The sequence below is a fragment of the Marivibrio sp. genome (genome assembly GCF_040218065.1).
In the GTDB taxonomy this organism is placed as follows: domain Bacteria; phylum Pseudomonadota; class Alphaproteobacteria; order UBA8366; family Aestuariispiraceae; genus Marivibrio.
This window is the reverse complement of sequence record NZ_JAVJQE010000013.1, coordinates 318,644-341,051: the sequence shown is the minus strand read 5'-3', so window position 1 is coordinate 341,051 and position 22,408 is coordinate 318,644. Positions and strand designations below refer to the sequence as shown.

Below are 22,408 nucleotides of genomic sequence, written 5' to 3'. Positions count from 1 at the left end.
AGTCAGGGGCGTCGCGGCTGATGACTGTAGCAAATGACGCGCGTCACGGACCCGTCGTCGCCGGCGAAGGGCAGAAACAGGGAAATATCATAGACCCGGAGCCTCGAGGCCGTGGTCAACAGATCGCATTCGATGAGGATCGGCGTTCGCTCGGTCTGGGCGCGCCGGTAGTAGGAGAGAACTTCCTCGGCGTCGACGCCGAAGAACCCTTCCGATACCAGGCGGCCCGTCGGGTCGAAGCCGCGTAGGGCCGCCTCGCGCGTGCCGACCAGCCGATATCTGAAGGCGCCGGCGTCGTCGATCTCGACGAGTTGCACGCCGGGCAGGGCGCGCGGATGCGCGCTCGGATCGAAGGCGGCGTAGGGGGGCGGGGATCCGTCCGCAGGTTGAGAGCCGCGCCATGCGAGGAGCAGCGCCAGGCCGGGGGCGTCCAGGACCCGATCGGCCTCCTCGAGTGAAAGCGCGTTCGGTGCGGCTTTTCGGCCCTGGGACGCATAGTAAGATGTGACGCTCACCGCCGCCGTCTCCCTTTGCGTCTCATGTCTCCGCCCGGCCGCCCCGACAGATTGAGACTTTACTATAAGTCGGGCGGGTTGCGTGAAATGAATCGTGAAACGCGCCAGCCCGCCGCTAGGGGTCCCTTTCTTGGAGGGCCCTTGGCGACCGGCGCGCGGGCTGGCGTCTGTCGATATAGCCGCGCATCAATCGCTTGCAGTGCGCGCCCGATCATTGGAAAAGGCTCGCTGCCGTCGCGCCCGTCCTCCATCGGCGCGGAAAGGCGGGTCGAGCGCATCGGCCCGGGATAGCCGGCCGAAGAGGCGGATGGAGTGAGAATCGTTTCCTTGAGACCGGCGGGCCGACGGCGTTGACGGCGCGCTGCCGGACTCCGATTTGAAAGACTGACGCGATGGAAACCCCCGATTTTCACCGGATCAAACGCCTGCCGCCCTACGTCTTCGCGGAGGTCAACCAGGCCAAGGCGAAGCTGCGGCAGGCCAACGTCGACGTGATCGACTTCGGGATGGGCAATCCCGACACGCCGACCCCGAAGCACATCGTCGACAAGCTGACAGAGGCGGTTCAGGACCCCAAGACCCATCGCTATTCGACGAGCCGGGGCATCCCCGGCCTGCGCCGGGCGCTCAGCGCCTATTACGCACGCCGTTTCGGCGTCGAGCTCGATCCGGAGCGCGAGGTGATCGCCACGCTGGGGTCGAAGGAAGGGCTCGCCAATCTCGCGCAGGCGATCACCAGCCCCGGCGACGTGGTGCTGGCGCCCAACCCCTGCTATCCGATCCACAGCTTCGGTTTCTTGATGGCGGGCGGGGCCGTGCGCTCGCTGCCCGCCGGCGGCGATCCGGGCTTGAGCTTTCGGGAGGGGTTCATGGCGGCGTTGGAGCGCGCGGTGGCGCATTCCATTCCCAAGCCGCTCGCCGTCGTTCTGAATTTTCCGCAGAATCCGACCGCTCAGTGCGTCGATCTCGACTTCTACGCGGAGGTCGTCGATTTCTGCCGCCGGCATGAGATCTGGGTGCTCTCCGACATCGCCTATGCGGAGATCTATTTCGAGGAACCGCCGCCCAGCGTGCTGCAGGTCCCCGGCGCCAAGGAGGTGGCTGTGGAGTTCTCCTCGCTCAGCAAGACCTACTCGATGCCGGGTTGGCGGATCGGGTTCGCGGCCGGCAATCCGAAACTGATCGCGGCGCTGGCCCGGATCAAATCCTATGTCGACTACGGGGCCTTCACGCCGATTCAGGTTGCGGCGACGGCGGCCCTGAACGGCCCGCAGGACTGCGTCGAGGAGATCCGCGCCCTCTACAAGGAACGGCGCGACGTGCTGTGCGACGGGCTCGCCAAGGCGGGGTGGGAGGTTCCGGTTCCGCAGGCGACGATGTTCGTCTGGGCGCCGCTGCCGAAGGCGTTCCATAATCTGGGCTCGCTCGAGTTCTCCAAGCGGCTCTTGCAGGAGGCGAAGGTCGCGGTCGCCCCGGGCGTCGGCTTCGGCGAGTACGGCGAGGGCTATGTGCGCCTCGGCCTCGTCGAGAACCTTCATCGCACGCGCCAGGCGTTGCGCGGGGTGAAGAGCTTCCTGGCCGCGCACGCCGGCTGAGCCGGTCCCGAAAGCGCCGTCACGGCGCTCCCTTGATCCCCGGCCGATCGACGCCAAGTGCCGTCGAAGAGTGCGATCAATTCGAGGGAGCCGATCATGCTGACTAAGATGAGAACGCGCGCCGCCCCGCTCGCGCTGGCCCTGGCGGCGGGTGCTGCGCTCGCGGGATGCGCGCAGACGAACGAGGCGGCGGAGGAAGCGGCCGACGCCCTGGCCGCCGGCGTCGACGGCGCGGTCGAGACGGTCGAGACCGCGCTTAAGTCGCCGCGCGAGCGGTTTCGCTCCGCCCAAGAGATGGATGAGATCGGCAAGGACGCCGATGCGGTCGCAATTTATCGCGATCTGGCCGAGGACGGGTACGGCCCCGCCGCCTATCAGATGGGCGAAGCCTATGAGAGCGGCGAGGGCGTCGCGCGCGATCTCGACCGAGCGGCTCGGTGGTACAATCGCGCCGCCGAGGCCGGCGCGCCGCGTGCGCAGTTCCTCGTCGCGCGCGCCTACGCCGAAGGCGCAGGCGTCGAGCAGGATATGAACCGGGCGGCGGAACTCTTCGGAAAGGCGGCCGTTCAGGGCTACGCGCCGGCGCAGTATCGCCTCGCGCGGGCGTTCGCGAACGGCGAAGGCGTGCCGCGGGACCGGCTCTGGGCCGGGCGCTGGTACGGCAAGGCGGCGCGTCAGGGGAACGCGGACGCGCAATTCGCCTACGGCGCGATGCTGGCCGCCGGATCAGGCGTGCCGCGGGATCGCCCCCTCGGGCAGGCCTATCTGAGCGCGGCGGCCGACAACGGCGTCAATCAGGCCGCGGCCTTGGCCGAGCGGGTGGGCCGCAATCTGAGTTCGGCCGAACAGGCCGCCGCAGATGATCATCTCGCCGCGATCCGAGGCGACGCGTCGCAGGATTTCGCCGATCGGCCCACCGTCCGTTTCGTCCAGGCCGCGCTGCGCGAAGAGGGCGTCGACGCCGGGCCGGTCGACGGTCTGCTCGGCCCGGCCACGCGCCGCGGCGTGGAGACGTTCCAGGGCCGCCGCGATCGGACGAGCGACGGCCGGATCGACGCGGCGCTGCTGGAGACGTTGCTGGAGGCGCGCCGCGCCGGGTGACCGGCCTTTGGGCGGCCTCCACAATAAGGCGCACGCAATAAAGGGGAAGGCCCGCAGGCCTTCCCCTTCTTGTTCCGCGAGCGTCTTCGTCAAGCAACGCCCGTCGACCGATTAGCCGGTGGTGTCGCCATCATCGGTCGTATCACCGTCGTCCGTGGATGCGGTGTCCTCCGAATCCTCGGTCGTCGTATCGCCGTCATCCGTGGACGCCGTATCCTCGCCGCTCTCGTCGGCGTCTTCGCTTTGCGAGGCGTCGGCGACGGCCTCAGCGTCGGCGTCAGCGTCCTCGATCCCGAGGAGCTCGTTCACGGCCTCGACGGTCGCCTCGTCGAGACTTTCCGTCTGCGCCGCTTCTGACAGCGCTTCCGCGGCGTCTTCCGCGTCGCCCTCTTCGGCGGCGTCGGCGTAGGCGCCCAACTGGCCGACGACGGACTGGTCAGACGCCTGCTCGCGCGCCGTGTCGGAGGCGTGCGCGGCGTTCAACCGCCCCAGCGCCTCGGCGCTCAGACCCTCCTCGCTCTCGGCGTCGCCGTCGATTTCGCCGGCGGCGTCGGGCGCGGCGGCGTTGGTCACGCCGCTCGCCGCGTTTGCGGCCGCAGCCTCGGATTGACCCGGCGCGTCACCCTTTTGACCGGGCGCACCGTCCGGGCCGAGGCCGCCCGCATTCGCCGACGCGCCTCCAGCGTTACCGCCTGCGTTACCGCCGGCGTTACCGCCGGCGTTGCCGCCTGCGTTGCCGCCGGAGGCGCCCTGAGCGGCTGCGGTTTGCGGCGCGACGGGCGGATCGACGCCGCCCTGCAGGGCGAGCGGGCTAGCCGCCATCAGCGCGGCGGCTGCGGCGGTCGCCATCAATTTCGGGCGGAAGGTGGTGTAAAGCGTGTTTCTCATCATGGCGGCCTCCTTTCGGAGGATGTTTGAGGTCTTGGTTTCCTGTCCCCTTGCGCTGCCATATGATGGCCTGCGTCTTAGCCGCAACCCCCTCCGTTTAGGAAATTATCTTTTATTGTAGGCAGTTGCCTTGGTTTCGGCGCCGTTCCGCGGATCTTTGAAACCGCGATCCGGGACACAGCCCTTGTCACGGGCGCCGCGTGCGGGTAACGGAAAGTCCGCTGCGGCGCGCCGGTCGGGACGCCGCCACCATACGCGCGTCCGGGGGATGATGATGGCGAACGGCGAGGCTGTGAAACTGGCGATCGCGGGGCTCGGCACCGTCGGGGCCGGCGTGATCGCCTTGATCGAGGCGCAGGGCGCCCTGCTGACGGATCGCGCCGGTCGCGGCGTGCAGGTGACGGCCGTCTCGGCCCGCGACCGCGCACGCGATCGCGGCGTCGACCTCTCGAGTTTCGAGTGGTGGGACGATCCCGTCGCGATGGCGCGCGAGGCGGATTGCGACGTGGTGGTGGAGTTGATCGGCGGCTCTGACGGCGTCGCCAAGGCGGTGTGCGAAGCCGCGCTTGACGCCGGGCGTCATGTGGTGAGCGCCAATAAGGCCCTGATCGCCCACCACGGAACGGCGCTGGCGGAGCGGGCCGAGCGTACCGGGGCGGCGTTCGGATTCGAGGCCGCGGTGGCCGGCGGCGTTCCGATCGTCAAGGCGTTACGCGAGGGCTTGGCCGGCAACCGCATCAGCCGCGTCCACGGCATTCTGAACGGCACCTGCAACTATATCCTGACCGAGATGCGCGAGACCGGCCGGCCGTTCGAGGACGTCTTGGCCGACGCCCAGGCGCTGGGCTATGCGGAGGCGGACCCGAGCTTCGACGTCGACGGAGTCGACGCGGCGCACAAGCTCGCGATCCTTTCGAGTCTCGCTTTTGGCGTCGCGGTCGATTTCGCGGGCGTCCATGTCGAGGGGATCCGCCGCATCGCGCCGCTGGATTTGGAATTCGCGCGCGAACTGGGCTTCAAGATCAAATTGCTCGGCATCGCCGAGAAGACGGCCGAAGGCGTCTCGCAGCGCGTCCATCCCACCATGGTGCCCGTTGACGCGCCGATCGCCGCCATCGAGGGGGTGACCAACGCGGTCGAGACCGAGGGCGACTTCGTCGGCTCCGTCGTGCTGCAGGGGGCCGGCGCGGGCGGCGGGCCGACCGCCTCGGCCGTTATCGCCGACGTGTTGGATGTCGCGGCCGGCCGGCGCGCGCCGATCTTCGGCGTGCCGGCCGACGCCCTGGCGACGGCGCAGAGCCTGCCGATGAGCGTGCATGAAGGGGCCTACTACGTGCGCCTGCGCGTGATCGACCGCCCCGGCGTCATCGCGGACGTCACCGCCGTTCTGCGCGACCAGGCCGTGTCGATGGAATCGATCATTCAACGCGGCCGCGATCCCGAGGAGCCGGTGGATGTGGTCATGACCACCCACGACACGACGGAAGCCGCCATGCAGCAGGTGCTGGCCGGCATCGACGCGCTCGACGCGGTAGTCGAACCGCCGACGGTGATCCGCATCGATCGGACCTGAACGGGACGGTTGGCGTTTACCTCGCAAGCGACTCCGCTTAAGACGACGTGAAAGACGGTCTCGGGAGGAAACTGGACCCATGCAGATGCATCGCAACCTGGTGCTGGACGCCGCCCGCGTGACCGAGGCGGCCGCCATCCGCTGCGTCAAATGGCGCGGCCTGGGCGACGAGAAGGCGGCCGACCAGGCGGCCGTGGACGCCATGCGCACGGCGCTGAATGAGCTGGCGATCAAGGGGACGGTCGTGATCGGCGAGGGGGAGCGCGACGAGGCGCCGATGCTCTATATCGGCGAGGAGGTCGGAACCGGCGAGGGGCCGGAGATCGACATCGCCCTCGACCCGCTGGAAGGCACGACGATCTGCGCCAAGGGGCTGCCGAACTCGCTGGCCGTGCTGGCGCTGGCCGAGAAAGGCAACTTCCTCAACGCGCCCGACGTCTATATGGACAAGATCGCCGTCGGCGGCGGCCTGCCCAAGGGCATCGTGGACCTCGACAATACGGCGGCCGAGAACCTGAAGAACGTTGCGGACGCGAAGGGCAAGTCGGTCAAGGATCTGACCGTCTGCATCCTGGACCGACCGCGCCACGCCGACCTGATCAAGGCGGTGCGCGAGGCCGGCGCCCACATCCAGCTGATCGGCGACGGCGACGTCTACGGCGTCATCCAGACCTCCGAGCCGGATAACGGCGTCGACGTCTACATGGGGTCGGGCGGCGCGCCGGAAGGCGTGCTGGCTTGTGCGGCCCTGCGCTGCATCGGCGGACAGTTCCAGGGACGACTGCTGTTCCGCAACGACGCGGAGCGCGAGCGCGCCGCCAAGTGGGGCATTGAAGACCTGAACCGCAAATACGACCTCGACGAGTTGGCGACCGGCGATGTGATCTTCGCTGCGACCGGCGTCACCGACGGCTCATTGGTCCACGGCGTGCGGATCGACGGGCCGAACTGCCGGACCAACACGATCGTGATGCGCTCGGGCACGGGCACGGTGCGCAAGATCGAGACGCTGCACAATTTCGATCGGAAGGACTGGCTTGGCTGAGGACGCCCAGACCCTCGCGCCTGCGTCGGCGCCGCGTGAGGAGGTTTATCTCGGCGTCGCGCGCTCGGCGTCCGGCAAGCGCTGGGCGCTCCGGGCCTCGGACGAACGGCTCGCCCTCGCCTTATCCCAGCGCTTCGATCTGCCCGAAGTCGCGGGACGGGTCCTGGCGGCCCGGGGCGTAGGCCTGGAGTCGGCCGAAGGCTTTCTTGAGCCGACGCTGCGGCGCGATCTGCCGGACCCCTTTCACCTCAAAGACATGGACCGTGCGGTCGAGCGTATGGTCGAAGCGCTGAAGCGTCGGGAGAAGATCGCCGTCTTCGGCGATTACGACGTCGACGGCGCGACCTCTTCGGCCCTGCTGCTGCGCTTCTTCCGCGCTGTCGGCGGCGATATCGAGGCCTATATCCCGGATCGCCTCACGGAAGGCTACGGTCCCAACGCAGCCGCGCTGGAGCATCTGAAGCGCGAACGCGGCTGTGCGCTGGCGATCACGGTCGATTGCGGGATCACGGCGTTCGGCGCGCTCGACCATGCGGCGTCGATCGGCCTCGACATGGTCGTGGTCGACCATCACGTGGCCGAGCCGCGCCTGCCCAAGGCCGTCGCCGTGGTCAATCCCAACCGCCTGGACGACGACAGCCCGCACGGGGCCATGGCGGCGGTGGGCGTCGCCTTCCTGCTGGTCGTCGCGCTGAACAAGCGGCTGCGGGAGGTCGGCTGGTACGCCGACGGTCGGGCCGAGCCGGATCTGCGCCAGTGGCTCGACATCGTGGCGCTCGGGACGGTGTGCGACGTGGTGCCGTTGACCGGCGTCAACCGGGCGCTGGTCGCGCAAGGCTTGAAGGTGATGGCGATGCGGCGCAGCGCCGGCCTGCGCGCTCTGTCGGACGTGGCGCGGGTCGATCAGACGCCCGGGACCTATCACGCCGGCTTTCTCATGGGGCCGCGGGTCAACGCCGGCGGCCGGGTGGGGGAATCGGACCTCGGCGTGCGGCTGCTCTCCACCGAGGACGAGGCGCTGGCCGCCGATCTCGCGCGCCGTCTCGACGCCTACAATCTGGAGCGTCAGGAGATCGAGCGCCAATGCCTGGAACAGGCGTTGGAGAGCGTCGAGGCGGGAGACGGCCTCTCTGAAGGCCTTGTCTACGCCAGCGCGCCCGGCTGGCACCCCGGCGTCATCGGCATCGTCGCCGGACGCTTGAAGGAACGCTACAACCGCCCGGCCTGCGTGGTCGCCGTGGACGATCAGGGGATCGGCAAAGGCTCCGGCCGGTCGGTCGAGGGGGTGGATCTCGGCGCCGCCGTGATCGCGGCGCGCCAGTCGGACCTTCTGCTCAACGGCGGCGGGCACAAGATGGCCGCCGGCTTCACCGTCGCCGCAGCGCGGCAGGATGAGTTCCGGGCGTTTCTGGCCGAGCGGATTCTTGCAGACGTCGGCCCGGGCGGCATCACGCCCGAGCTGCGCCTCGACGGCGCGTTGCATGTAGCGGGCGCCTCCGTGTCGCTCGCCCGCGCGCTGGAGCGCCTGCAGCCCTTCGGTCCGGGCAACGCCGAGCCGCGCTTTGCCTTCCCCAACGCCCGAGTGGTTCAGGCCGACGTCGTCGGCAAAGACCATGTGCGCGCCATTCTTTCAGGCGGGGACGGCGGACGGGTGAAGGCGATCGCCTTTCGCTGCGCCGACCAGCCGCTGGGCGAGATGATCCTGCGCGCGCGGGGCGGCGCGCCGATCCACCTCGCCGGACGCGTGCGGATCGACAGTTGGCAGGGACGCGAAGACGTGCAGTTGATGGTCGACGACGCCGCCGACCCGGCCGCGGCGCGCGGTTGACGCGCTCCCCCTCGCCGACCCGCGGCGGTTCGGCCCGGACGGAACGTCGCGCGACCCCGGGATCGGAGCGACACGCCGGCGTCAGCCGTCAGCGATGCTCCGTCTCGCACAGCGCATGATCGCCGAGCGCCTGGAGGACCGAGCAATCGCCGACGGTTCCCCGGCTGCAGGATTGGACGATGCGGCCCAGTTCCCCTTCGAGCCGCTGCAACTGTGCGATGCGCGCGCGGATTTGGTCCAGGTGCCGTCGGGCGATGGCGTCGACGTCGGCGCAGGAGCGCTCCGGCTCCTCGCTGAGCGCGATCAACTCTCGGATCGCGTCCAGCGACAAGCCGAGATCCCGGGCGTGGCGGATGAAGCCCAGCCGATCGCGTTCAGCCGTCGTGTAGCGCCGCTGGCCGCCTTCCGAACGGCTGGGGGCGCTCATCAGGCCCATCTGCTCGTAGTACCGGATGGTCGGGACCTTAACCCCGGTTGCGGCCGATAGGTCGCCGATCGAAAACATCAATAATTCCCCTTGAAGCTATAGCCGCTAGAGACATTAGGTATGGGGTCTCCCATCGCGGATGTGAAGACGGGCGGAGGAGACCGATGGGCGCCTGCTGCGGCGGCGACGCAAAATTCGACGGGCTGTCGGACGCCTACAAGCGTCGGCTTTGGGCGGTGATCGCAATCAACGCGACCATGTTCGCGGTTGAGATGATCGCCGGCCACCTGGCCGACTCGAAGGCGCTGCAGGCGGATGCGCTCGATTTCCTGGGGGACACCCTGACCTACGGCCTGTCGCTCGCCGTGATCGGGGCGAGCCTGCGGGTGCGCGCCAACGCCGCGCTTTTCAAGGGCGCGACGCTGCTGCTGTTGGGCCTCTGGGTTTTCGCGAGCGCGGCTTACAGCGCCTTCGTACTGGGCGAGCCGCAGGCGGGCGTAATGGGGACGGTTGCGCTCGCCGCGCTGGCGGCGAACGCAACCAGCGTGTTGCTGCTGCTGCGCTACAAGGACGGCGACGCCAATGTGCGGTCGGTCTGGCTGTGCTCGCGCAACGACTTGGTCGGCAACTTGGCCGTCGTTGCGGCGGCGCTCGGCGTGTGGGGCAGCGCCAGCGCCTGGCCGGATGTGATCGTCGCAGCGTTGTTGGCGGGTCTGTTCGTGACCTCGGCGGTTAAGATCATGCGCCAAGCGCTGGAGGAGCGCCGGGAAGCCGCGCCGGCGTGACCGCGGCGGCGCTGGGGCTGGGCGCGGCGGCGGCGGCGATGATCGTCGCGGCGGGCGGCGTTGCGGTCTTGCTCTGCGCGCCGCTCGCCGAGGAACCCTGGCTTGAGGTGCAGTACGGCGAGGCGTATCGACGCTGCCGCGACCGGACGCCGCGCTGTTTCTAGCCGTTCAAGCGACCGGGCCTCAGTTTTTCAGGTTGGTCGCGGTCTGGGTCATCTCATCGACCGTGCGCACCGTAGTGGCGGCCGAGCTGTAGGCCCTCTGGGTGATGATCAAGTCGCTGAATTCACTTGCGAAATCGACGGTGGACTGCTCCAGCGCCGCCGGCGAGAATGTGGCGCGGGTCGTCGTCGCGAAATCGTAGAGCGTGATGTCGCCGGAATTTTGGCTGACCGTGTAATGCGTGCCCTGAACGACGTTGAGCCGTTCCGGCGCGACCACGTCGCCCAACGCCGCCTGGGCGATGGGGCGGGAGACGCCGTTCGAGAAGCTGCCGATGATCTGGCCGTTCTGACCGAAGAAGATGTCGCGCAGGCGCCCGTCGACATTGCCGTCGATGTCGACCGTGTCGATCGCGCCCGGACCCGCGAATTGCGTGAAGCCTGAGAGATCGAGCGTGATCGTGTTGCTGGCGGTCGGACCGGTCCAGTCGACGGTGAAATCTTGCGTCCCGCCCGCGGTCCCGTCGATCGAGGCCAGGCGGCCTTGCGCGTCGAAGACGACTGGGAGCGGCTGCGCCGCCGGCGCGCTCACCGTCCCGCCGGTTCCGCCGATCGTCATGTTCCAGGTGTTGTTCGTCGCGGTCTTGGCGAAGGTGAGGGTGACCACCCGTTCGTCGCCTACATTGTCGGCGTCGCCGGTGCCGTCGACGACGGTGAAGTCGAACTCGAACTCCTCGCCGGTCGCGGTGTCGGGCGGAATGTTGCCGACGACCTCCATACGCGTCGTCGCGTTGGCTCCGAGAAGGGCGGATTCGCGCGTCACGTCGATCGGCTCCAACGCCGTGACGCCAGAGGTGTCGACGGTGATCTGACCGGTCGTCGGATCGGCGTTGTAGCCCAGTAGGAAGTTGCCCTTGATGTCGGTCAGATAGGTCCGCTCTTCGCCGCCGACAGTGACCAGGGCTTCGGAGAAATTGCCCGCGTCGGTCAGCTCGTAGGCGCCGGTCTGGTCGGAGCTCGTGTTGGTCACGAAGAAGCCGGAGCCGGCGATCGCGCCGTCAAGCTGCCGCCCGGTGCCCGTGATGATGCCTTCCTTGCCGATGAAGACCTGCTGAACGGCGTTGACGCCTGAGAGCTGCTCGATCCCGCCGCCGTTGTTCTTGGAGGCGACCAGATCCTGGAAGCGCACCGAGCCGGCCTTGAAGCCGGGTGTGGTGGCGTTCGCGATGTTGTTCGAGATGTTGTCGAACGCGACGCTCTGCGCGCGCAACGCCGTCAGACCCGAATTGAACAGGAACCACTGCGGCATTTTCTTCCCGCCTCCAGCTCTTGAAACCGCGCCGACCCCGTCGGACGCACGTCGCCGCGTTTTTTTATGCAAGTCCGATGCCAGCATCGGCGACGGGAACCTGCAGATTATCGAACCGCCGATGCGCCCGCCCGCTTGACGGCGCTCCCCGCCGTCGCTAAACGAGGGACCGCACAGCAAGGCGGGACCGCCCGCCGGCCGCGACAGCGACCCCTTCGTCTAGTGGCCTAGGACATCACCCTTTCACGGTGAAGACACGGGTTCGAGTCCCGTAGGGGTCGCCACTTCCATAAAGATCTACGAACGACCGTCGGGCTCTTTCGCCGGCGCGCGGGGCGGCGCCGGATAAGGTTGTCTTCGGCCGGATCGGGTGCGCACACTCGCGGCCTGGGATGTAACGGGCGAGGCGGGGCGAGGGGCGTGCCGGCGATCGAGATTCTGGGCTATGCGGCGTCGGGGGTCGTCTTTGCGACCTTCTGGATGCGCACGATGATCCCGTTGCGGATCGTCGCGATCGTCAGCAACCTCCTGTTCTTCGGATACGGTCTGTGGGGCGACCTGGCCCCGATCGTGATCTTGCACGGCGCGCTCCTGCCGTTGAACGCGGTGCGGCTGCATCAAGCCGTCAGGCTGCGGCGCCGGCTGCGTCAGATCGCCCACGCCGCCTTCGATCCGCAGGCGCTGGCCCCCTTCATGGGCGAGCGTCCGACGCCGGCCGGCGCCGTGCTGTTCGAGCGCGGCGACGCGGCGGACGCCATCTATTACCTTGCGAGCGGACGGGCCCGGGTCGTGGAGTTGGACGTCCCGTTGCCGCCCGGCAGTCTTGTGGGCGAAATCGCGTTGTTCGCCCCGGACCGTCGGCGCACCCAGACCGTGCGGTGCGAGAGCGACTGCCTGTTCCTGCGGATATCCGAGGAGCGCGTCTTGCAGCTTTTTGCGGAGAACCCGGAGTTCGGCTTGTATCTGGTGAAGATGATGGTGGCGCGCCTGCTGGAGAACAAGGCGCGCGATCCCGCGCGCCTGGAGGCCGTCGCTGGCGGCGTCGACAGAAAAAGATCAAATGCCGGAGACGATTAACCCGCTCTTAAGGGACGCCCTGTAGCGTCCGGCCTCATGACGCCCCGTCGCACAGCCATGAGGCCCGCCATGTCGCAGCAGCCGACCCACGTTCCCCGACGCGCGCCCGCGCCCGTCTCTCTGGCGCTGCCGGAGGCGGCGGACGAGGACGCCGGGACGTCGTCGGACTTCTGGTCCGTCTGGCGGGACGCCGCGATGCGCGGAGCGCCGATTGAGACCGGCGAGGAAGCGGCCGTCTTTCGCCGTCTCGCGCGCCCGCGGCAAACCGGATCAGATCAGAACTGATAGCTGAGGCTGAGAGCGCCGAAGCGGTCGGGCGTGTTCTGTCCCTCGAACTCTTCCGTCCGAAGGATGTGGGTGTAGGCGAGACGCCACCCGTCATACTGGATCGCCAACCCGCCCTGAAGGTCCCCAACCAGATATTTTTTGTCCACACTGTGGCTGTCGGAGAACGTGTTGCCGTCGAGAAAGATGTTATGCGCGACGGCGCGCGCCCCGACCGAGGCGAAGACATACCAGTTGAATCCCGCCGACCGGTGCAGAAATCCCCCCGTCGGCAGGCTGGGGCGGATGCGCGGCGGGCCGTAATCGACGCTCAGATCGTCGCCGATCCGCACCGTCGCGCCGAGGGAGGCGTAGGTCATCACGTTGCCGGCCGCGAATCCGAAGCTGGGCAACAGTTCCGCCTCCACGCCCATCGGCAGTTCCAGCGCGTCGAAGGCGCGCTGCTGACGCTCGAACAACACCATCACGCCCGGCTCGTTCTCCAACTGATTGTCCCAGCCCTTCGGATCCTGGAAATCGAACCAGCGGTGCCACTGCTCCTGCGTCGAATCCGCTTTCGACCACGGGCCGACGACGCCGATGTCGATCTCCAGATTGTCGATGCGCCGCGCCTTCGGATCCTCCGCGACCAGCCCGAAGCCGGCGTAGAGCCAGCCGGCGTAAGGTCGGTCGTCTTCGATCAGCGCCGCCTGGGAGATGTCTTCGGGCGTGTACATGTTCTGACCCAGGGCGTAGGTCGCGCGCGCGCGCGCGCCGTCTGGGAAGAACGGTACGTAGGCGGCCGCGTCCGCGATCAGATCGTTCTCCTCCGGCGTGCGCTCGGCCGTGACGTAGGAGATCTTGGTGCCGTGGGTGAAGTGCCGGTCGGTGCGCGAAAAGAAGTCGTTCTCGAACTGGAGCGTCAGCGTGCCGCCCTCGCGCCCGGCCGCCTCGGCCGACGGCGCGCGCGCCTCGGCGAGCGGACCGATCGCTTGGGCCGCGGCCGGGACGGCGGTAAGCGACAGAAACGCCGCGGCGGCCAGCAGGGGCGTAGGCTTCATCGGCGGACGGCGCCTTTCTCGCGACGAGGGCATCGCTCTCTTCTAGCGGGCGCTGCGGCTTGTGTCACCCGATGGAGGCGATATTGTGACCGCCCACCGGCTTTAAGGAGGCGTGCGCCATGAGCGAAATCCGCACCGTCATGAGCGGCCATCATTGGGGCGCCGTGCGCGTCGACGTGCGCGACGGCGCCGTCGCGGGCGTGCGGCCCTATGAAGGCGACGCCGAGCCGGCGGCCATGGTCGCGTCGATGCAGGATACGCTGTCCGGCCCTGTGCGAATCCGCCAGCCGTACGCGCGTACGACGTGGTTGGAGGCCGTACGCGCCGGTCGCGAGCCTGGTGCGCGCAACGGCGGCGCGCGCGGGGCGGACGGGTTCACCGCGATCGGTTGGGACGAGGCGTTCGATTTGGCCGCGGCCGAGATCGCGCGCGTCAGCGAGACCTACGGCAATGAGTCGATTTACGCCGGCTCCTACGGTTGGGCCAGCGCCGGGCGCTTCCACCACGCGCAAAGCCAAATCCACCGATTCTACGCGCTGACTGGCGGCTATGTGAAATCGGTCAACGCCTATTCCTACGCGGCCGCCGAGGTGATCTTGCCGCATGTGATCGCCAGTCTGCGCGAGCTCACAGCCGGTTCGACCAGTTGGGCGTCGATCGCCGAGCACGCCGAGTTGGTCGTCGCCTTCGGCGGCCTACCGCTCAAGAACGCGCAGAATAACTCCGGCGGACTGGGCGTCCACACGACGGGGAGCTGGATGCGCCGCTGCGCCGAGGCCGGCGTACGCTTCGTCTCGATCTCGCCCTTGGCCGACGACGCGCCGGATTTCGTCGCGCCGGAGTGGATGGCGATCCGCCCTAATACGGATTCGGCGCTGATGCTGGGTCTGATGTACGTGCTGGAATCGGAAAGGCTCGCCGACCAGGCGTTCCTGCATCGCTACACCGTCGGCTATGAGCGCTTCCGCCCCTATCTGATGGGGGAGGCGGACGGAATTCCGAAGACGCCGGAATGGGCCGCGGAGATCTGCGCGCTGGAGGCGGAGGCGATCCGAACGCTCGCCCGGCGGATGGCGGCCGAACGCACGATCGTCAATGTCAGCTGGTCGCTTCAGCGCGCCGAAAACGGAGAGCAACCCTACTGGATGGCGGTCGTCCTGGCGGCGATGCTGGGCCGGATCGGAACGCCTGGCGGCGGCTTGACGGTGGGGTTGAGCGCCTTGCACGGCGTCGGCGACCCTGCGCCGCAGTCCGGCTGGGGCGCGGTGCCGCGTCCGCAGAACCCTGTGAACCGGTTCATTCCGGTCGCCCGGATTGCGGACATGCTGCTGAACCCCGGCGCGCCCTTCGATTATAACGGGACGCGCCATACCTATCCGGACATCCGGCTTGTGCATTGGGCGGGCGGCAATCCCTTTCATCATCACCAGGACCTGAACCGCCTGCGCCGCGCCTGGGCGAAACCGGAGACCGTGATCGTCAACGAGATCTTCTGGAACCCGCTGGCCCGGCACGCGGATCTGGTGTTGCCCGCCACCACCGCAATGGAGCGGAACGATTTCATGGCGACCAGCTTGGCGGGGCATGCGGTGGCCCTTAAGAAGGCGGTCGAGCCCGTGGGGGAGGCCCGTGACGACTACGCCATCTTCACCGGGATCGCCGAACGGTTGGGCGTCGCCGAGGCCTATACCGAGGGACGCGACGAAATGGGCTGGCTGCGCCATCTCTGGGACGTCTCGCGTCAGCGCGGCGGCAAGGCGGGCTTCGAGATTCCCGACTTCGAGACCTTTTGGGAGCAGGAGATCTTCGAGTTGCCGGGCGATCCGGTCGCGCGCGTCTTCGCCGCCGGCTTCCGCGCCGATCCGGAGGCCGCGCCCCTGATGACGCCCAGCGGCAAGATCGAGATCTTCTCCGAGACGATCGCCGGATTCGGATACGAAGAAATCGCGGGGCATCCCCGCTGGGTTCCGCCCAAGGAATGGCTCGGCGCGGAGACGGCGTCGCTCTATCCGCTGCATCTGATCTCCAATCAGCCGAGGAAGCGTCTGCACAGCCAACTCGATCACGGCGCAGCCAGCCGAGAGTCGAAGATCGCCGGACGCGAGCCGTGCCGGATCAATCCGCAGGACGCCGCGGACCGGGGGATCGAGACCGGCGACATCGTGCGGCTCTATAACGACCGCGGCGCCTGTCTTGCCGGCGCGCAAGTCGAACCGGCCGTCATGCCCGGGGTGATCGAACTGGCCACCGGCGCCTGGTACGATCCGGCGGAACCGGGCGCGCCGGCCAGCCTCGACCGCCACGGCAATCCGAACGTGCTGACCGCCGATGTCGGAACCTCGCGGCTGGCGCAGGGGCCGTCGGCCCATTCCGCGCTGGTCGAGCTCGAAAAGGTCGCCGCGGCGGACGCGCCGCCCGTCGGCGCATTCGATCCGCCCGTCTAGCGCTCCCGCATCGCGAGCCCGGTCGCGTCGAACGCCCTGTAACCGAGGTCACAGTCGCGCCGGACCCGGGAATGCTATCCCTTTGACGCTTGGGGGCGTTCAGGCGTTCAATAGACGGCGGGCGTCTAATAGACCGGGAGCGTCCGCGCGCGTTCGCAGACCGCACAGCCAGGGAGCCTCGATGGCGGTTCAGTACAAGAGCTTCCGGGATCGCGGCGTCTATGTGGGCTTCCACGGGCGCATGGTGGAATTGTGCCGATGCCGCATCCCGCGACGGAGCGACGCCGACGACTATGAGGCGCTGATTCCCAACTGGGCGGGATCTGACCTCGGCCGATCCAACGATCTGGTCATGATGTTCGCGGACTTGAGCAAATGGACCGACCTCATCGGCCGCGATGAGATTCTGCACCAGCGGGTGCTGGAGGGACGGGCGAAATACGAAGGCCACCTCGACCCCATAATGATGCGCGAACTGCGCCTGAGCGTCGACGCCGAAGCCGGCGACGAGACCGACAAGCGCCAGGCCGCGCAGGAGATGCGGATCGCCGCCCAGGACGTCCAGAACTGCTTCCTGGAGGTCTTGGCGATGTTCGGTCGACGCTACGGCGCGTTGATGGAGAACCGCGAGCTCGCTTCGGTCGACCGCACCGTCCTGCTGTCGCTCAGCGAGCAATCGCCGGAGCATATGCTGCGTCTCGTGCGCATCATCGTGGGCGCCGTGGTCAAGGGCGCGAACATGAGCCGCGAGAAGCTCCAGGCGCGCCTTGATCGGCTGAGCGAGTTCGCGGCGCCGATATGCTCCATCGTGGTCGAGGACCGCTCCCGCTCGATCGGCTTCCTGAGCCGTCAGCTGATGTTGTTGGAGGCGTTGCAGCGCGGCGTCGCGGGCTACACGGCCGAGCACACACAGGAACTCCGCGAGGCGGGCGAGGTGATCGACTACAACCTCTCCAGCTTCGTCGACTACGCGCTGTCGCGCGCGGAGAACATCAAGCAGGCGATGCTCGACGAGAGCTACTATCTGGACGACGATCGCTACGAGGGTTTGTTGGCGTTGATCCGGGAGGAGCGGATCAAGATCTCCTTTGCGCTCGACGGCTGGGCCAGTCACGCGACGCGCTGGCTGACTGTTGATGAAGACGACGTCGCCGCGCGCAACGCCGTGATCGCCTACATCCTGCGCCAGATGCCTGCGCCGCCGACTGAGCTGGACGAGGATCCCGCCGTCCAGGCCCGGCGCGAACGCAACCCGATGGTGCTCAAAGCCGGCACGGTGAAGGAATTCCATTCCTGGATGGACGACAGCATCGACGCCGAAATCTACAAGCGCGTGATGAAGACCCGCGGCGCCGAAACCCAGGTCGTCGGCAACGTCATGGCGACCCAAGGCGCGAAGCGCGTCGATCGGGCGATCGAACAGGCCTTCCAGGGCGGCTGATGCGCGCCCATATCTGCCTCCACGGGCGGCGTGCGGGGTGTTATGGCGCTCGCGCCGCGGCACTGAATCGGTTAAACGACCGCCCAGGACAACTTGGGAGCCTGCGCCGCGATGGAGTGGCGGGACGACGCGATCATCCTGAACGTCAGGCGGCACGGCGAAAATGCGGCCGTGCTGTCGGTGCTGACGCGCGACCACGGTCGGTATGGCGGTCTGGTGCGCGGCGGTCAGTCGCGTCGGCTGAAAGGCGTGCTCCAGCCGGGTAACTGCATCGCCGCCCATTGGCGTGCGCGTCTGGAAGAGCATCTCGGGACCATGACGGTCGAGCCGGTGACGAGCCACGCCGCCGGCCTGATGCTGGACCCCGGTCGGCTGGCGGCCCTGTCGTCCGCCCTCGCGGTGGTCGAGGCCGGCCTGCCGGAGCGTGAGGCGCACCCGGAGGTCTTTCAGGATCTTGCGGCCCTGTTGGTGGCGCTTGAGAGCGACAGTTGGGCCGAGACCTATGTTCGGTGGGAGGTGAGCGTGCTGGCCGATCTCGGCTTCGGCCTCGACCTATCGGCCTGCGCCGCGACGGGGGTGACGGAGGATCTGGTCTTCGTCTCCCCGCGCACCGGACGGGCGGTGTCGCGTGAGGCCGGGCGACCCTATCAGGAGCGCCTGCTGCCGCTGCCGGCGTTCCTCGCCGCGCCTCTCAGCGAGAGCGTAGCCGGCGGGCGCCGCCGGGCGAGCGCCGAGGAGCTGGGCGCCGCGTTGGCTCTGACCGGCCATTTCCTCGCACGCCACATCTTCGCCCCCCACGGTCGGCCGCCGCCTGACGCCCGGGCGCGGCTGGCGAACCGATTCCGACGGGAGGCGGCGGCGTGAGCGCATGGATCAAACTGCTGAGCGTCGCGGCTGCGCTGTTGGCGGCGGCGACCCTGCCGTCCGGCGGCGAGCGCGGCGCCAAAGCCCATCCGCATGTTTGGATTCTGGCCCAGGCGGCGATGCTGCATGACGGCCAGACGGTCACCGCCGTGCGGCTCGATTGGCGCTTCGACGAGTTCTTTTCCGCCATCCTGTTCGAGGATTTCGACTGGAACGGCGACGGCGCCTTTACGCCCGACGAGGTGGAGGCGATGCGCGCCGGGGCTTTCGCGGGGCTCTCGGAGGTCGGCTGGTTCACCGACTTGCGCGCGGACGGGAAGCCGCAATTGTTGAGCGACGCCAAGGATTTTTCAGTCTCCGTCAGCCCCGACGGCGCCTTGGTGACCTACAGCTTGACCTTGGCGCTGGAGACGCCGATCGATCCGGTCGAGCGCACGCTCAGCCTGTCGATTTACGATCCGGAATATTACGTCAGCTTGGAGTTCGACGAGATCGCGCAGCCGATCCGCATCGCCGACGGCGCCGGTTTCTCCTGCACCGCCCGGATCGAACGCGACGCCGCCAACCGGCTCTATTTCGACCTGTTCGAGCCGCCGATCGCCTATTTCGATTGCGCGCCCCGCGCAGCCGAAGGCTGAGGAAAGGCGGGCGGTTGATGCGGCGGTTTCTGGCGGCGTGTTTAATTCTCATCGCAGCGGCTCTGAGCCCGTTGGCTGCGGCCGACGCCTCGCTGTTGGGCGGCGATAGGTCCGGGGGGGCGGGCCTCGGGGCCGCGCCGCCGGAGAAAAGCTGGATATCGGATCTGCCCGCGCCGATCCGCGGCGCTATTCTTTGGACCGCGCAGAAGCAGCAGGCGTTCAACAAAGCGCTGCGCGATCAGATCGCCGCCTATCGCGACCAGGGGGCGCTGGCGCCGGCGCTGGCGCTGATGGGCTTGAGCTTTCTCTACGGCGTATTTCATGCGGTCGGCCCGGGGCACGGCAAGGCGGTGGTCTCGACCTATTTCCTGGCGCGCGAAGCGACGATCCGACGCGGTATCGCCTTGGGCGCGCTGATCGCCGGCATTCAGGCGGTCTCCGCCATCGTCATCGTCGGCGGGCTGGGGCTCGTCCTCTCGACCAAGCGAACCGCGATTCTGGGGGCGATGCCGCTCGTCGAGGCGGTCTCTTATGCGCTCGTCCTGGCGCTCGGCCTCGCCATGACCTGGGCGGCGCTCAGGGGCAAGGAATGCGACCATGATCACGGACACGGACGAGGACACGGACACGGATACGGGGCCGCCTGCGGTCGCGGCCATTCGCATGAGCGTAATCACGCAGGTCCGGGCAAGCGGTGGGAGTTCCTCTCCGCCGCCGTCGTCTCAGGCCTCAGGCCCTGCACGGGCGCGCTGATCGTGCTGTTCTTCGCGCTCGGGAACGGGATCTTCCTGATCGGCGCGGCCTCCGCCTTCGCGATGGCGGCGGGGGTGGCGCTCACGGTCTCAGGCATCGGCGTGGCGGCGATCCTGGCCCGCCGCGGCCTGCTGCGCCTGAGCCTGCTCGGCGCGGACGGCGGTGCGGCGACCGGACGTCGCGCGGAGCTTGCGTTGCGCGCCTTCGCGGTGCTCGGCAGCCTCTCGATCGCCGCGATCGGCGCGCTGCTGCTGCTCGGCGCGACCAGCCGCGGCGGCGCGCTTTAGGCGCCGTCAACATCTTGCGCCATCATGTCGCTTCGCTACACTATCCGGTAGCGACTTAGGAGCATCCGATCATGGCCGACGACATCACCGACTCCGACGGCGCGCCCGCCGCGGAGGTGCGCCGCGCGCCCTTCGACGAGGCGTTGAGCGAGCGGTATCTCGCCTACGCGCTCTCCACCATCACCAGCCGCTCTCTGCCCGACGCGCGCGACGGGCTGAAGCCGGTCCACCGCCGGCTGCTCTACGCCATGCGGGAGTTGAAGCTGAACCCGCAGAGCGGCTTCAAGAAATGCGCGCGCATCGTCGGCGACGTGATGGGTAAATATCACCCGCACGGCGATCAGGCGATCTACGACGCGATGGTGCGCTTGGCGCAGCAGTTCGCGGTCCGCTATCCGCTGGTGGACGGGCAGGGGAACTTCGGTTCGATCGACGGCGACAACCCGGCGGCCATGCGCTACACGGAAGCGCGCCTCACGGCGATCGCCGACCTGCTGCTCGACGGCATCGACGAAGACGCCATCGACTTCCGCGGCACCTATGACGGGGAGGGGCAGGAGCCCGTCGTCCTGCCCGCCGGCCTGCCGAACCTGCTGGCGAACGGCGCGTCCGGCATCGCGGTCGGCATGGCGACCTCCATCCCCCCGCACAATGCGGCGGAACTGTGCGAGGCGCTGATCCATCTGATCAAGCACCCGAAGGCGACAATCGAAAAGCTGATCGACTTCATACCCGGACCGGATTTCCCGACCGGCGGGGTGCTGGCCGAGGATCGCGCCACGATCGCCGAGGCCTACGCCACCGGCCGCGGTTCTTTCCGCGTGCGCGCGCGGTGGGAGAAGGAGGAGCTGAAAGGCGGTCAATATCAGATCGTCATCACCGAGATTCCCTATCAGGTGCAGAAGTCGCGCCTGGTCGAGCGCATCGCCGAACTGGTGATGGACCGCAAGATCGCCATGCTGGCCGACATCCACGACGAGTCGGCCGAAGACGTGCGCATCGTGCTGGAGCCCAAGTCGCGCAACGTCGATCCCGACGTGTTGATGGAGACGCTTTACCGCCAGACCGATCTGGAGACGCGCTTTTCGCTCAATATGAACGTGCTGGTCGACGGCGGGCGCACGCCCAAGCTGGTCAATCTGCGCGAAGCGCTGCAGGAGTTTCTCGATCATCGGCATGAGGTGCTGATCCGCCGTTCGGAGCACCGCAAGGCGCAGATCGAGCGGCGCATGGAGATCCTCGAAGGGTATATCGTCTGCTACCTCAATCTCGACGCGGTGATCCGCATCATCCGCGAGGAGGACGAGCCCAAGCAGGTGATGATGCAAACCTTCGAACTGACGGAACTGCAGGCGGAATCGATCCTCAACATGCGGCTGCGTTCCTTGCGCAAACTCGAGGAGTTCGAGATCCGCAAGGAGTACGACAAGCTTGCCGAGGAGTTGGAGGGCCTGATCGCGCTGTTGGGCGAGGAGGACTTGCGCTGGAAGACGATCGCGGACGAGCTGCGCGCCCTGAAGAAGACCGTCGGGCCGGACACCGAACTCGGGCGCCGCCGCACCGAGGTGGCCGAGGCCCCGCAGACGGTCGAGGTGCCGCTGGAGGCGATGATCGAGCGCGAGCCGATCACCGTCGTCTGCTCGGCCAAGGGCTGGATCCGCGCGATGAAAGGGCATCTCGCCTCAGACGCGGACGTTAAGTTCAAGGAAGGGGACGGCCCCAAATTCATGCTGCACGCCCAGACGACGGACAAGCTTCTCGTCTTCGCGACCAACGGGCGGTTCTACACGGTCGGTTGCGACAAGCTGCCAGGCGGGCGCGGCAACGGGGAGCCCTTGCGTCTCATGCTCGACCTTTCGAACGAGCATGAGTTCGTCCAGCTGATGGTTCACGATCCGGCGCGCACCCTCCTCGTCGCGTCAAGCGACGGGCGCGGCTTCCTGGTCAAGGAGACCGACGTCGTCGCCCAGACCCGCAACGGCAAGCAGGTGCTCAACGTCTCCGGCAAGGTGGAGGCGGCGGTGTGCAGGCCGGCCGAGGGGGACCATGTCGCCGTTATCGGGCGCAACCGCAAACTTCTGGTCTTCGAGCGCGAGGACCTGCCTGAGATGACCCGCGGGCGCGGGGTGATGCTGCAGAAATACCGCGACGGCGGCCTGGCGGACGCGAAGCTCTTCACGCTGAAGGAGGGCCTCACCTGGCGTATCGGCGAGCGCACCCGAACCGAGACGGACCTGACCGCCTGGATCGGCAAACGCGGCCAGGCCGGGCGTCTGCCGCCCCCTGGGTTCCCGCGCTCCAATAAGTTTGACTGAGGGCGTCGAGGCGGAGGCTAACCCTCGCTGCGGCGGA

At 67.9% G+C, this 22,408-nt stretch carries 20 protein-coding genes and 1 tRNA gene; 16 read left to right on the top strand and 5 right to left on the bottom strand.

The window, feature by feature from the left end; translation table 11 throughout:
* Nucleotides 1-2: 2 nt before the first annotated feature.
* The gene (locus RIB45_RS13495; protein ID WP_350050862.1) at nucleotides 3-515 is read right to left on the bottom strand and encodes a PAS domain-containing protein; all 513 of its coding nucleotides are present in this window, start codon (nucleotides 513-515) and stop codon (nucleotides 3-5) included.
* A gap of 392 nt (nucleotides 516-907) precedes the next feature.
* On the opposite strand from RIB45_RS13495, the gene RIB45_RS13490 reads away from it, so the two are divergent.
* Together RIB45_RS13490 and RIB45_RS13485 are read left to right on the top strand one after the other, a co-directional pair.
* On the top strand, nucleotides 908-2,110 hold the full coding sequence (locus tag RIB45_RS13490; RefSeq protein WP_350050861.1) for an LL-diaminopimelate aminotransferase: 1,203 nt from the start codon (nucleotides 908-910) through the stop codon (nucleotides 2,108-2,110).
* Nucleotides 2,111-2,206: 96 nt separating this feature from the next.
* Nucleotides 2,207-3,211, top strand: coding sequence for a peptidoglycan-binding protein (locus RIB45_RS13485; protein WP_350050860.1), 1,005 nt, complete (start codon nucleotides 2,207-2,209; stop codon nucleotides 3,209-3,211).
* A 111-nt stretch (nucleotides 3,212-3,322) separates the two neighbouring features.
* Here the strand turns inward: RIB45_RS13485 and RIB45_RS13480 are convergent, their stop codons facing one another.
* Nucleotides 3,323-4,102, bottom strand: coding sequence for a hypothetical protein (locus tag RIB45_RS13480; protein ID WP_350050859.1), 780 nt, complete (start codon nucleotides 4,100-4,102; stop codon nucleotides 3,323-3,325).
* 265 nt (nucleotides 4,103-4,367) lie between these two features.
* On the opposite strand from RIB45_RS13480, the gene RIB45_RS13475 reads away from it, so the two are divergent.
* The 3 genes from RIB45_RS13475 (at nucleotide 4,368) to recJ (ending at nucleotide 8,545) form a co-directional block, all read left to right on the top strand.
* Nucleotides 4,368-5,672: a homoserine dehydrogenase gene (locus RIB45_RS13475; protein WP_350050857.1), complete on the top strand. Its 1,305-nt coding sequence runs from the start codon at nucleotides 4,368-4,370 to the stop codon at nucleotides 5,670-5,672.
* Between the two features lie 85 nt (nucleotides 5,673-5,757).
* Nucleotides 5,758-6,717 carry a class II fructose-bisphosphatase gene (gene glpX, locus RIB45_RS13470; RefSeq protein WP_350051397.1) on the top strand — a complete coding sequence of 320 codons (960 nt, stop codon included), beginning with the start codon at nucleotides 5,758-5,760 and terminating at the stop codon, nucleotides 6,715-6,717.
* Nucleotides 6,710-8,545: a single-stranded-DNA-specific exonuclease RecJ gene (gene recJ / locus RIB45_RS13465; protein WP_350050856.1), complete on the top strand. Its 1,836-nt coding sequence runs from the start codon at nucleotides 6,710-6,712 to the stop codon at nucleotides 8,543-8,545. The genes glpX and recJ overlap by 8 nt, the downstream gene beginning before the upstream one ends.
* An 88-nt stretch (nucleotides 8,546-8,633) precedes the next feature.
* Here the strand turns inward: recJ and RIB45_RS13460 are convergent, their stop codons facing one another.
* The gene (locus RIB45_RS13460) at nucleotides 8,634-9,050 is read right to left on the bottom strand and encodes a MerR family transcriptional regulator (protein ID WP_350050855.1); all 417 of its coding nucleotides are present in this window, start codon (nucleotides 9,048-9,050) and stop codon (nucleotides 8,634-8,636) included.
* Between the two features lie 86 nt (nucleotides 9,051-9,136).
* On the opposite strand from RIB45_RS13460, the gene RIB45_RS13455 reads away from it, so the two are divergent.
* Both RIB45_RS13455 and RIB45_RS13450 read left to right on the top strand, forming a co-directional pair.
* Nucleotides 9,137-9,757 (top strand): cation efflux transmembrane domain-containing protein, encoded by a 621-nt coding sequence (locus RIB45_RS13455; protein WP_350050854.1) that lies wholly within the window; start codon nucleotides 9,137-9,139, stop codon nucleotides 9,755-9,757.
* Entirely contained in the window at nucleotides 9,754-9,921 is a 168-nt protein-coding gene (locus RIB45_RS13450; RefSeq protein ID WP_350050852.1) for a hypothetical protein, read from the top strand. Before RIB45_RS13455 ends, RIB45_RS13450 begins: the two co-directional genes overlap by 4 nt.
* 19 nt (nucleotides 9,922-9,940) lie before the next feature.
* Here RIB45_RS13450 and RIB45_RS13445 read toward each other — a convergent pair whose 3' ends face one another.
* The gene (locus RIB45_RS13445) at nucleotides 9,941-11,227 is read right to left on the bottom strand and encodes a flagellar hook protein FlgE (protein ID WP_350050851.1); all 1,287 of its coding nucleotides are present in this window, start codon (nucleotides 11,225-11,227) and stop codon (nucleotides 9,941-9,943) included.
* Between the two features lie 208 nt (nucleotides 11,228-11,435).
* Here RIB45_RS13445 and RIB45_RS13440 point away from each other — a divergent pair.
* From RIB45_RS13440 to RIB45_RS13430, 3 genes are all read left to right on the top strand, one after another.
* A tRNA-Glu gene (locus RIB45_RS13440) sits at nucleotides 11,436-11,511 on the top strand.
* Nucleotides 11,512-11,647: 136 nt separating this feature from the next.
* Nucleotides 11,648-12,304 (top strand): Crp/Fnr family transcriptional regulator, encoded by a 657-nt coding sequence (locus tag RIB45_RS13435; RefSeq protein WP_350050850.1) that lies wholly within the window; start codon nucleotides 11,648-11,650, stop codon nucleotides 12,302-12,304.
* 69 nt (nucleotides 12,305-12,373) lie between these two features.
* The gene (locus tag RIB45_RS13430; protein WP_350050849.1) at nucleotides 12,374-12,589 is read left to right on the top strand and encodes a hypothetical protein; all 216 of its coding nucleotides are present in this window, start codon (nucleotides 12,374-12,376) and stop codon (nucleotides 12,587-12,589) included.
* On the opposite strand, the gene RIB45_RS13425 is transcribed toward RIB45_RS13430, so the two are convergent.
* Entirely contained in the window at nucleotides 12,580-13,629 is a 1,050-nt protein-coding gene (locus RIB45_RS13425) for a lipid A deacylase LpxR family protein (protein ID WP_350050847.1), read from the bottom strand. The two genes, RIB45_RS13430 and RIB45_RS13425, sit on opposite strands and share 10 nt — an antisense overlap.
* A 119-nt stretch (nucleotides 13,630-13,748) precedes the next feature.
* On the opposite strand from RIB45_RS13425, the gene RIB45_RS13420 reads away from it, so the two are divergent.
* The 6 genes from RIB45_RS13420 (at nucleotide 13,749) to parC (ending at nucleotide 22,371) form a co-directional block, all read left to right on the top strand.
* On the top strand, nucleotides 13,749-16,073 hold the full coding sequence (locus tag RIB45_RS13420) for a molybdopterin-dependent oxidoreductase (RefSeq protein WP_350050846.1): 2,325 nt from the start codon (nucleotides 13,749-13,751) through the stop codon (nucleotides 16,071-16,073).
* 181 nt (nucleotides 16,074-16,254) lie between these two features.
* Nucleotides 16,255-17,514 carry a hypothetical protein gene (locus RIB45_RS13415; protein ID WP_350050844.1) on the top strand — a complete coding sequence of 420 codons (1,260 nt, stop codon included), beginning with the start codon at nucleotides 16,255-16,257 and terminating at the stop codon, nucleotides 17,512-17,514.
* A 111-nt stretch (nucleotides 17,515-17,625) separates the two neighbouring features.
* A complete protein-coding gene (gene recO / locus RIB45_RS13410) occupies nucleotides 17,626-18,378 on the top strand; it encodes a DNA repair protein RecO (protein WP_350050843.1) in 753 nt (250 codons plus the stop codon).
* Nucleotides 18,375-19,016, top strand: a complete 642-nt coding sequence (locus RIB45_RS13405) for a DUF1007 family protein (protein WP_350050842.1) — start codon at nucleotides 18,375-18,377, stop codon at nucleotides 19,014-19,016. Before recO ends, RIB45_RS13405 begins: the two co-directional genes overlap by 4 nt.
* A gap of 17 nt (nucleotides 19,017-19,033) precedes the next feature.
* Entirely contained in the window at nucleotides 19,034-20,056 is a 1,023-nt protein-coding gene (locus tag RIB45_RS13400; RefSeq protein ID WP_350050841.1) for a nickel/cobalt transporter, read from the top strand.
* Nucleotides 20,057-20,127: 71 nt separating this feature from the next.
* Nucleotides 20,128-22,371, top strand: a complete 2,244-nt coding sequence (gene parC / locus RIB45_RS13395) for a DNA topoisomerase IV subunit A (RefSeq protein WP_350050840.1) — start codon at nucleotides 20,128-20,130, stop codon at nucleotides 22,369-22,371.
* Nucleotides 22,372-22,408 lie beyond the last annotated feature (37 nt).

Excerpts from the sequence above, each read along its gene's own strand:
- RIB45_RS13490 (WP_350050861.1), top strand. The coding sequence starts at position 908 with ATGGAAACCCCCGATTTTCACCGGATCAAACGCCTGCCGCCCTACGTC.
- parC (WP_350050840.1), top strand. The coding sequence starts at position 20,128 with ATGGCCGACGACATCACCGACTCCGACGGCGCGCCCGCCGCGGAGGTG.
- RIB45_RS13480 (WP_350050859.1), bottom strand. The coding sequence starts at position 4,102 with ATGATGAGAAACACGCTTTACACCACCTTCCGCCCGAAATTGATGGCG.
- RIB45_RS13430 (WP_350050849.1), top strand. The coding sequence starts at position 12,374 with ATGTCGCAGCAGCCGACCCACGTTCCCCGACGCGCGCCCGCGCCCGTC.
- RIB45_RS13425 (WP_350050847.1), bottom strand. The coding sequence starts at position 13,629 with ATGAAGCCTACGCCCCTGCTGGCCGCCGCGGCGTTTCTGTCGCTTACC.
- RIB45_RS13485 (WP_350050860.1), top strand. The coding sequence starts at position 2,207 with ATGCTGACTAAGATGAGAACGCGCGCCGCCCCGCTCGCGCTGGCCCTG.
- recO (WP_350050843.1), top strand. The coding sequence starts at position 17,626 with ATGGAGTGGCGGGACGACGCGATCATCCTGAACGTCAGGCGGCACGGC.
- glpX (WP_350051397.1), top strand. The coding sequence starts at position 5,758 with ATGCATCGCAACCTGGTGCTGGACGCCGCCCGCGTGACCGAGGCGGCC.
- RIB45_RS13445 (WP_350050851.1), bottom strand. The coding sequence starts at position 11,227 with ATGCCGCAGTGGTTCCTGTTCAATTCGGGTCTGACGGCGTTGCGCGCG.
- RIB45_RS13415 (WP_350050844.1), top strand. The coding sequence starts at position 16,255 with ATGGCGGTTCAGTACAAGAGCTTCCGGGATCGCGGCGTCTATGTGGGC.
- RIB45_RS13420 (WP_350050846.1), top strand. The coding sequence starts at position 13,749 with ATGAGCGAAATCCGCACCGTCATGAGCGGCCATCATTGGGGCGCCGTG.
- RIB45_RS13455 (WP_350050854.1), top strand. The coding sequence starts at position 9,137 with ATGGGCGCCTGCTGCGGCGGCGACGCAAAATTCGACGGGCTGTCGGAC.
- RIB45_RS13460 (WP_350050855.1), bottom strand. The coding sequence starts at position 9,050 with ATGTTTTCGATCGGCGACCTATCGGCCGCAACCGGGGTTAAGGTCCCG.
- RIB45_RS13400 (WP_350050841.1), top strand. The coding sequence starts at position 19,034 with ATGCGGCGGTTTCTGGCGGCGTGTTTAATTCTCATCGCAGCGGCTCTG.
- RIB45_RS13475 (WP_350050857.1), top strand. The coding sequence starts at position 4,368 with ATGATGATGGCGAACGGCGAGGCTGTGAAACTGGCGATCGCGGGGCTC.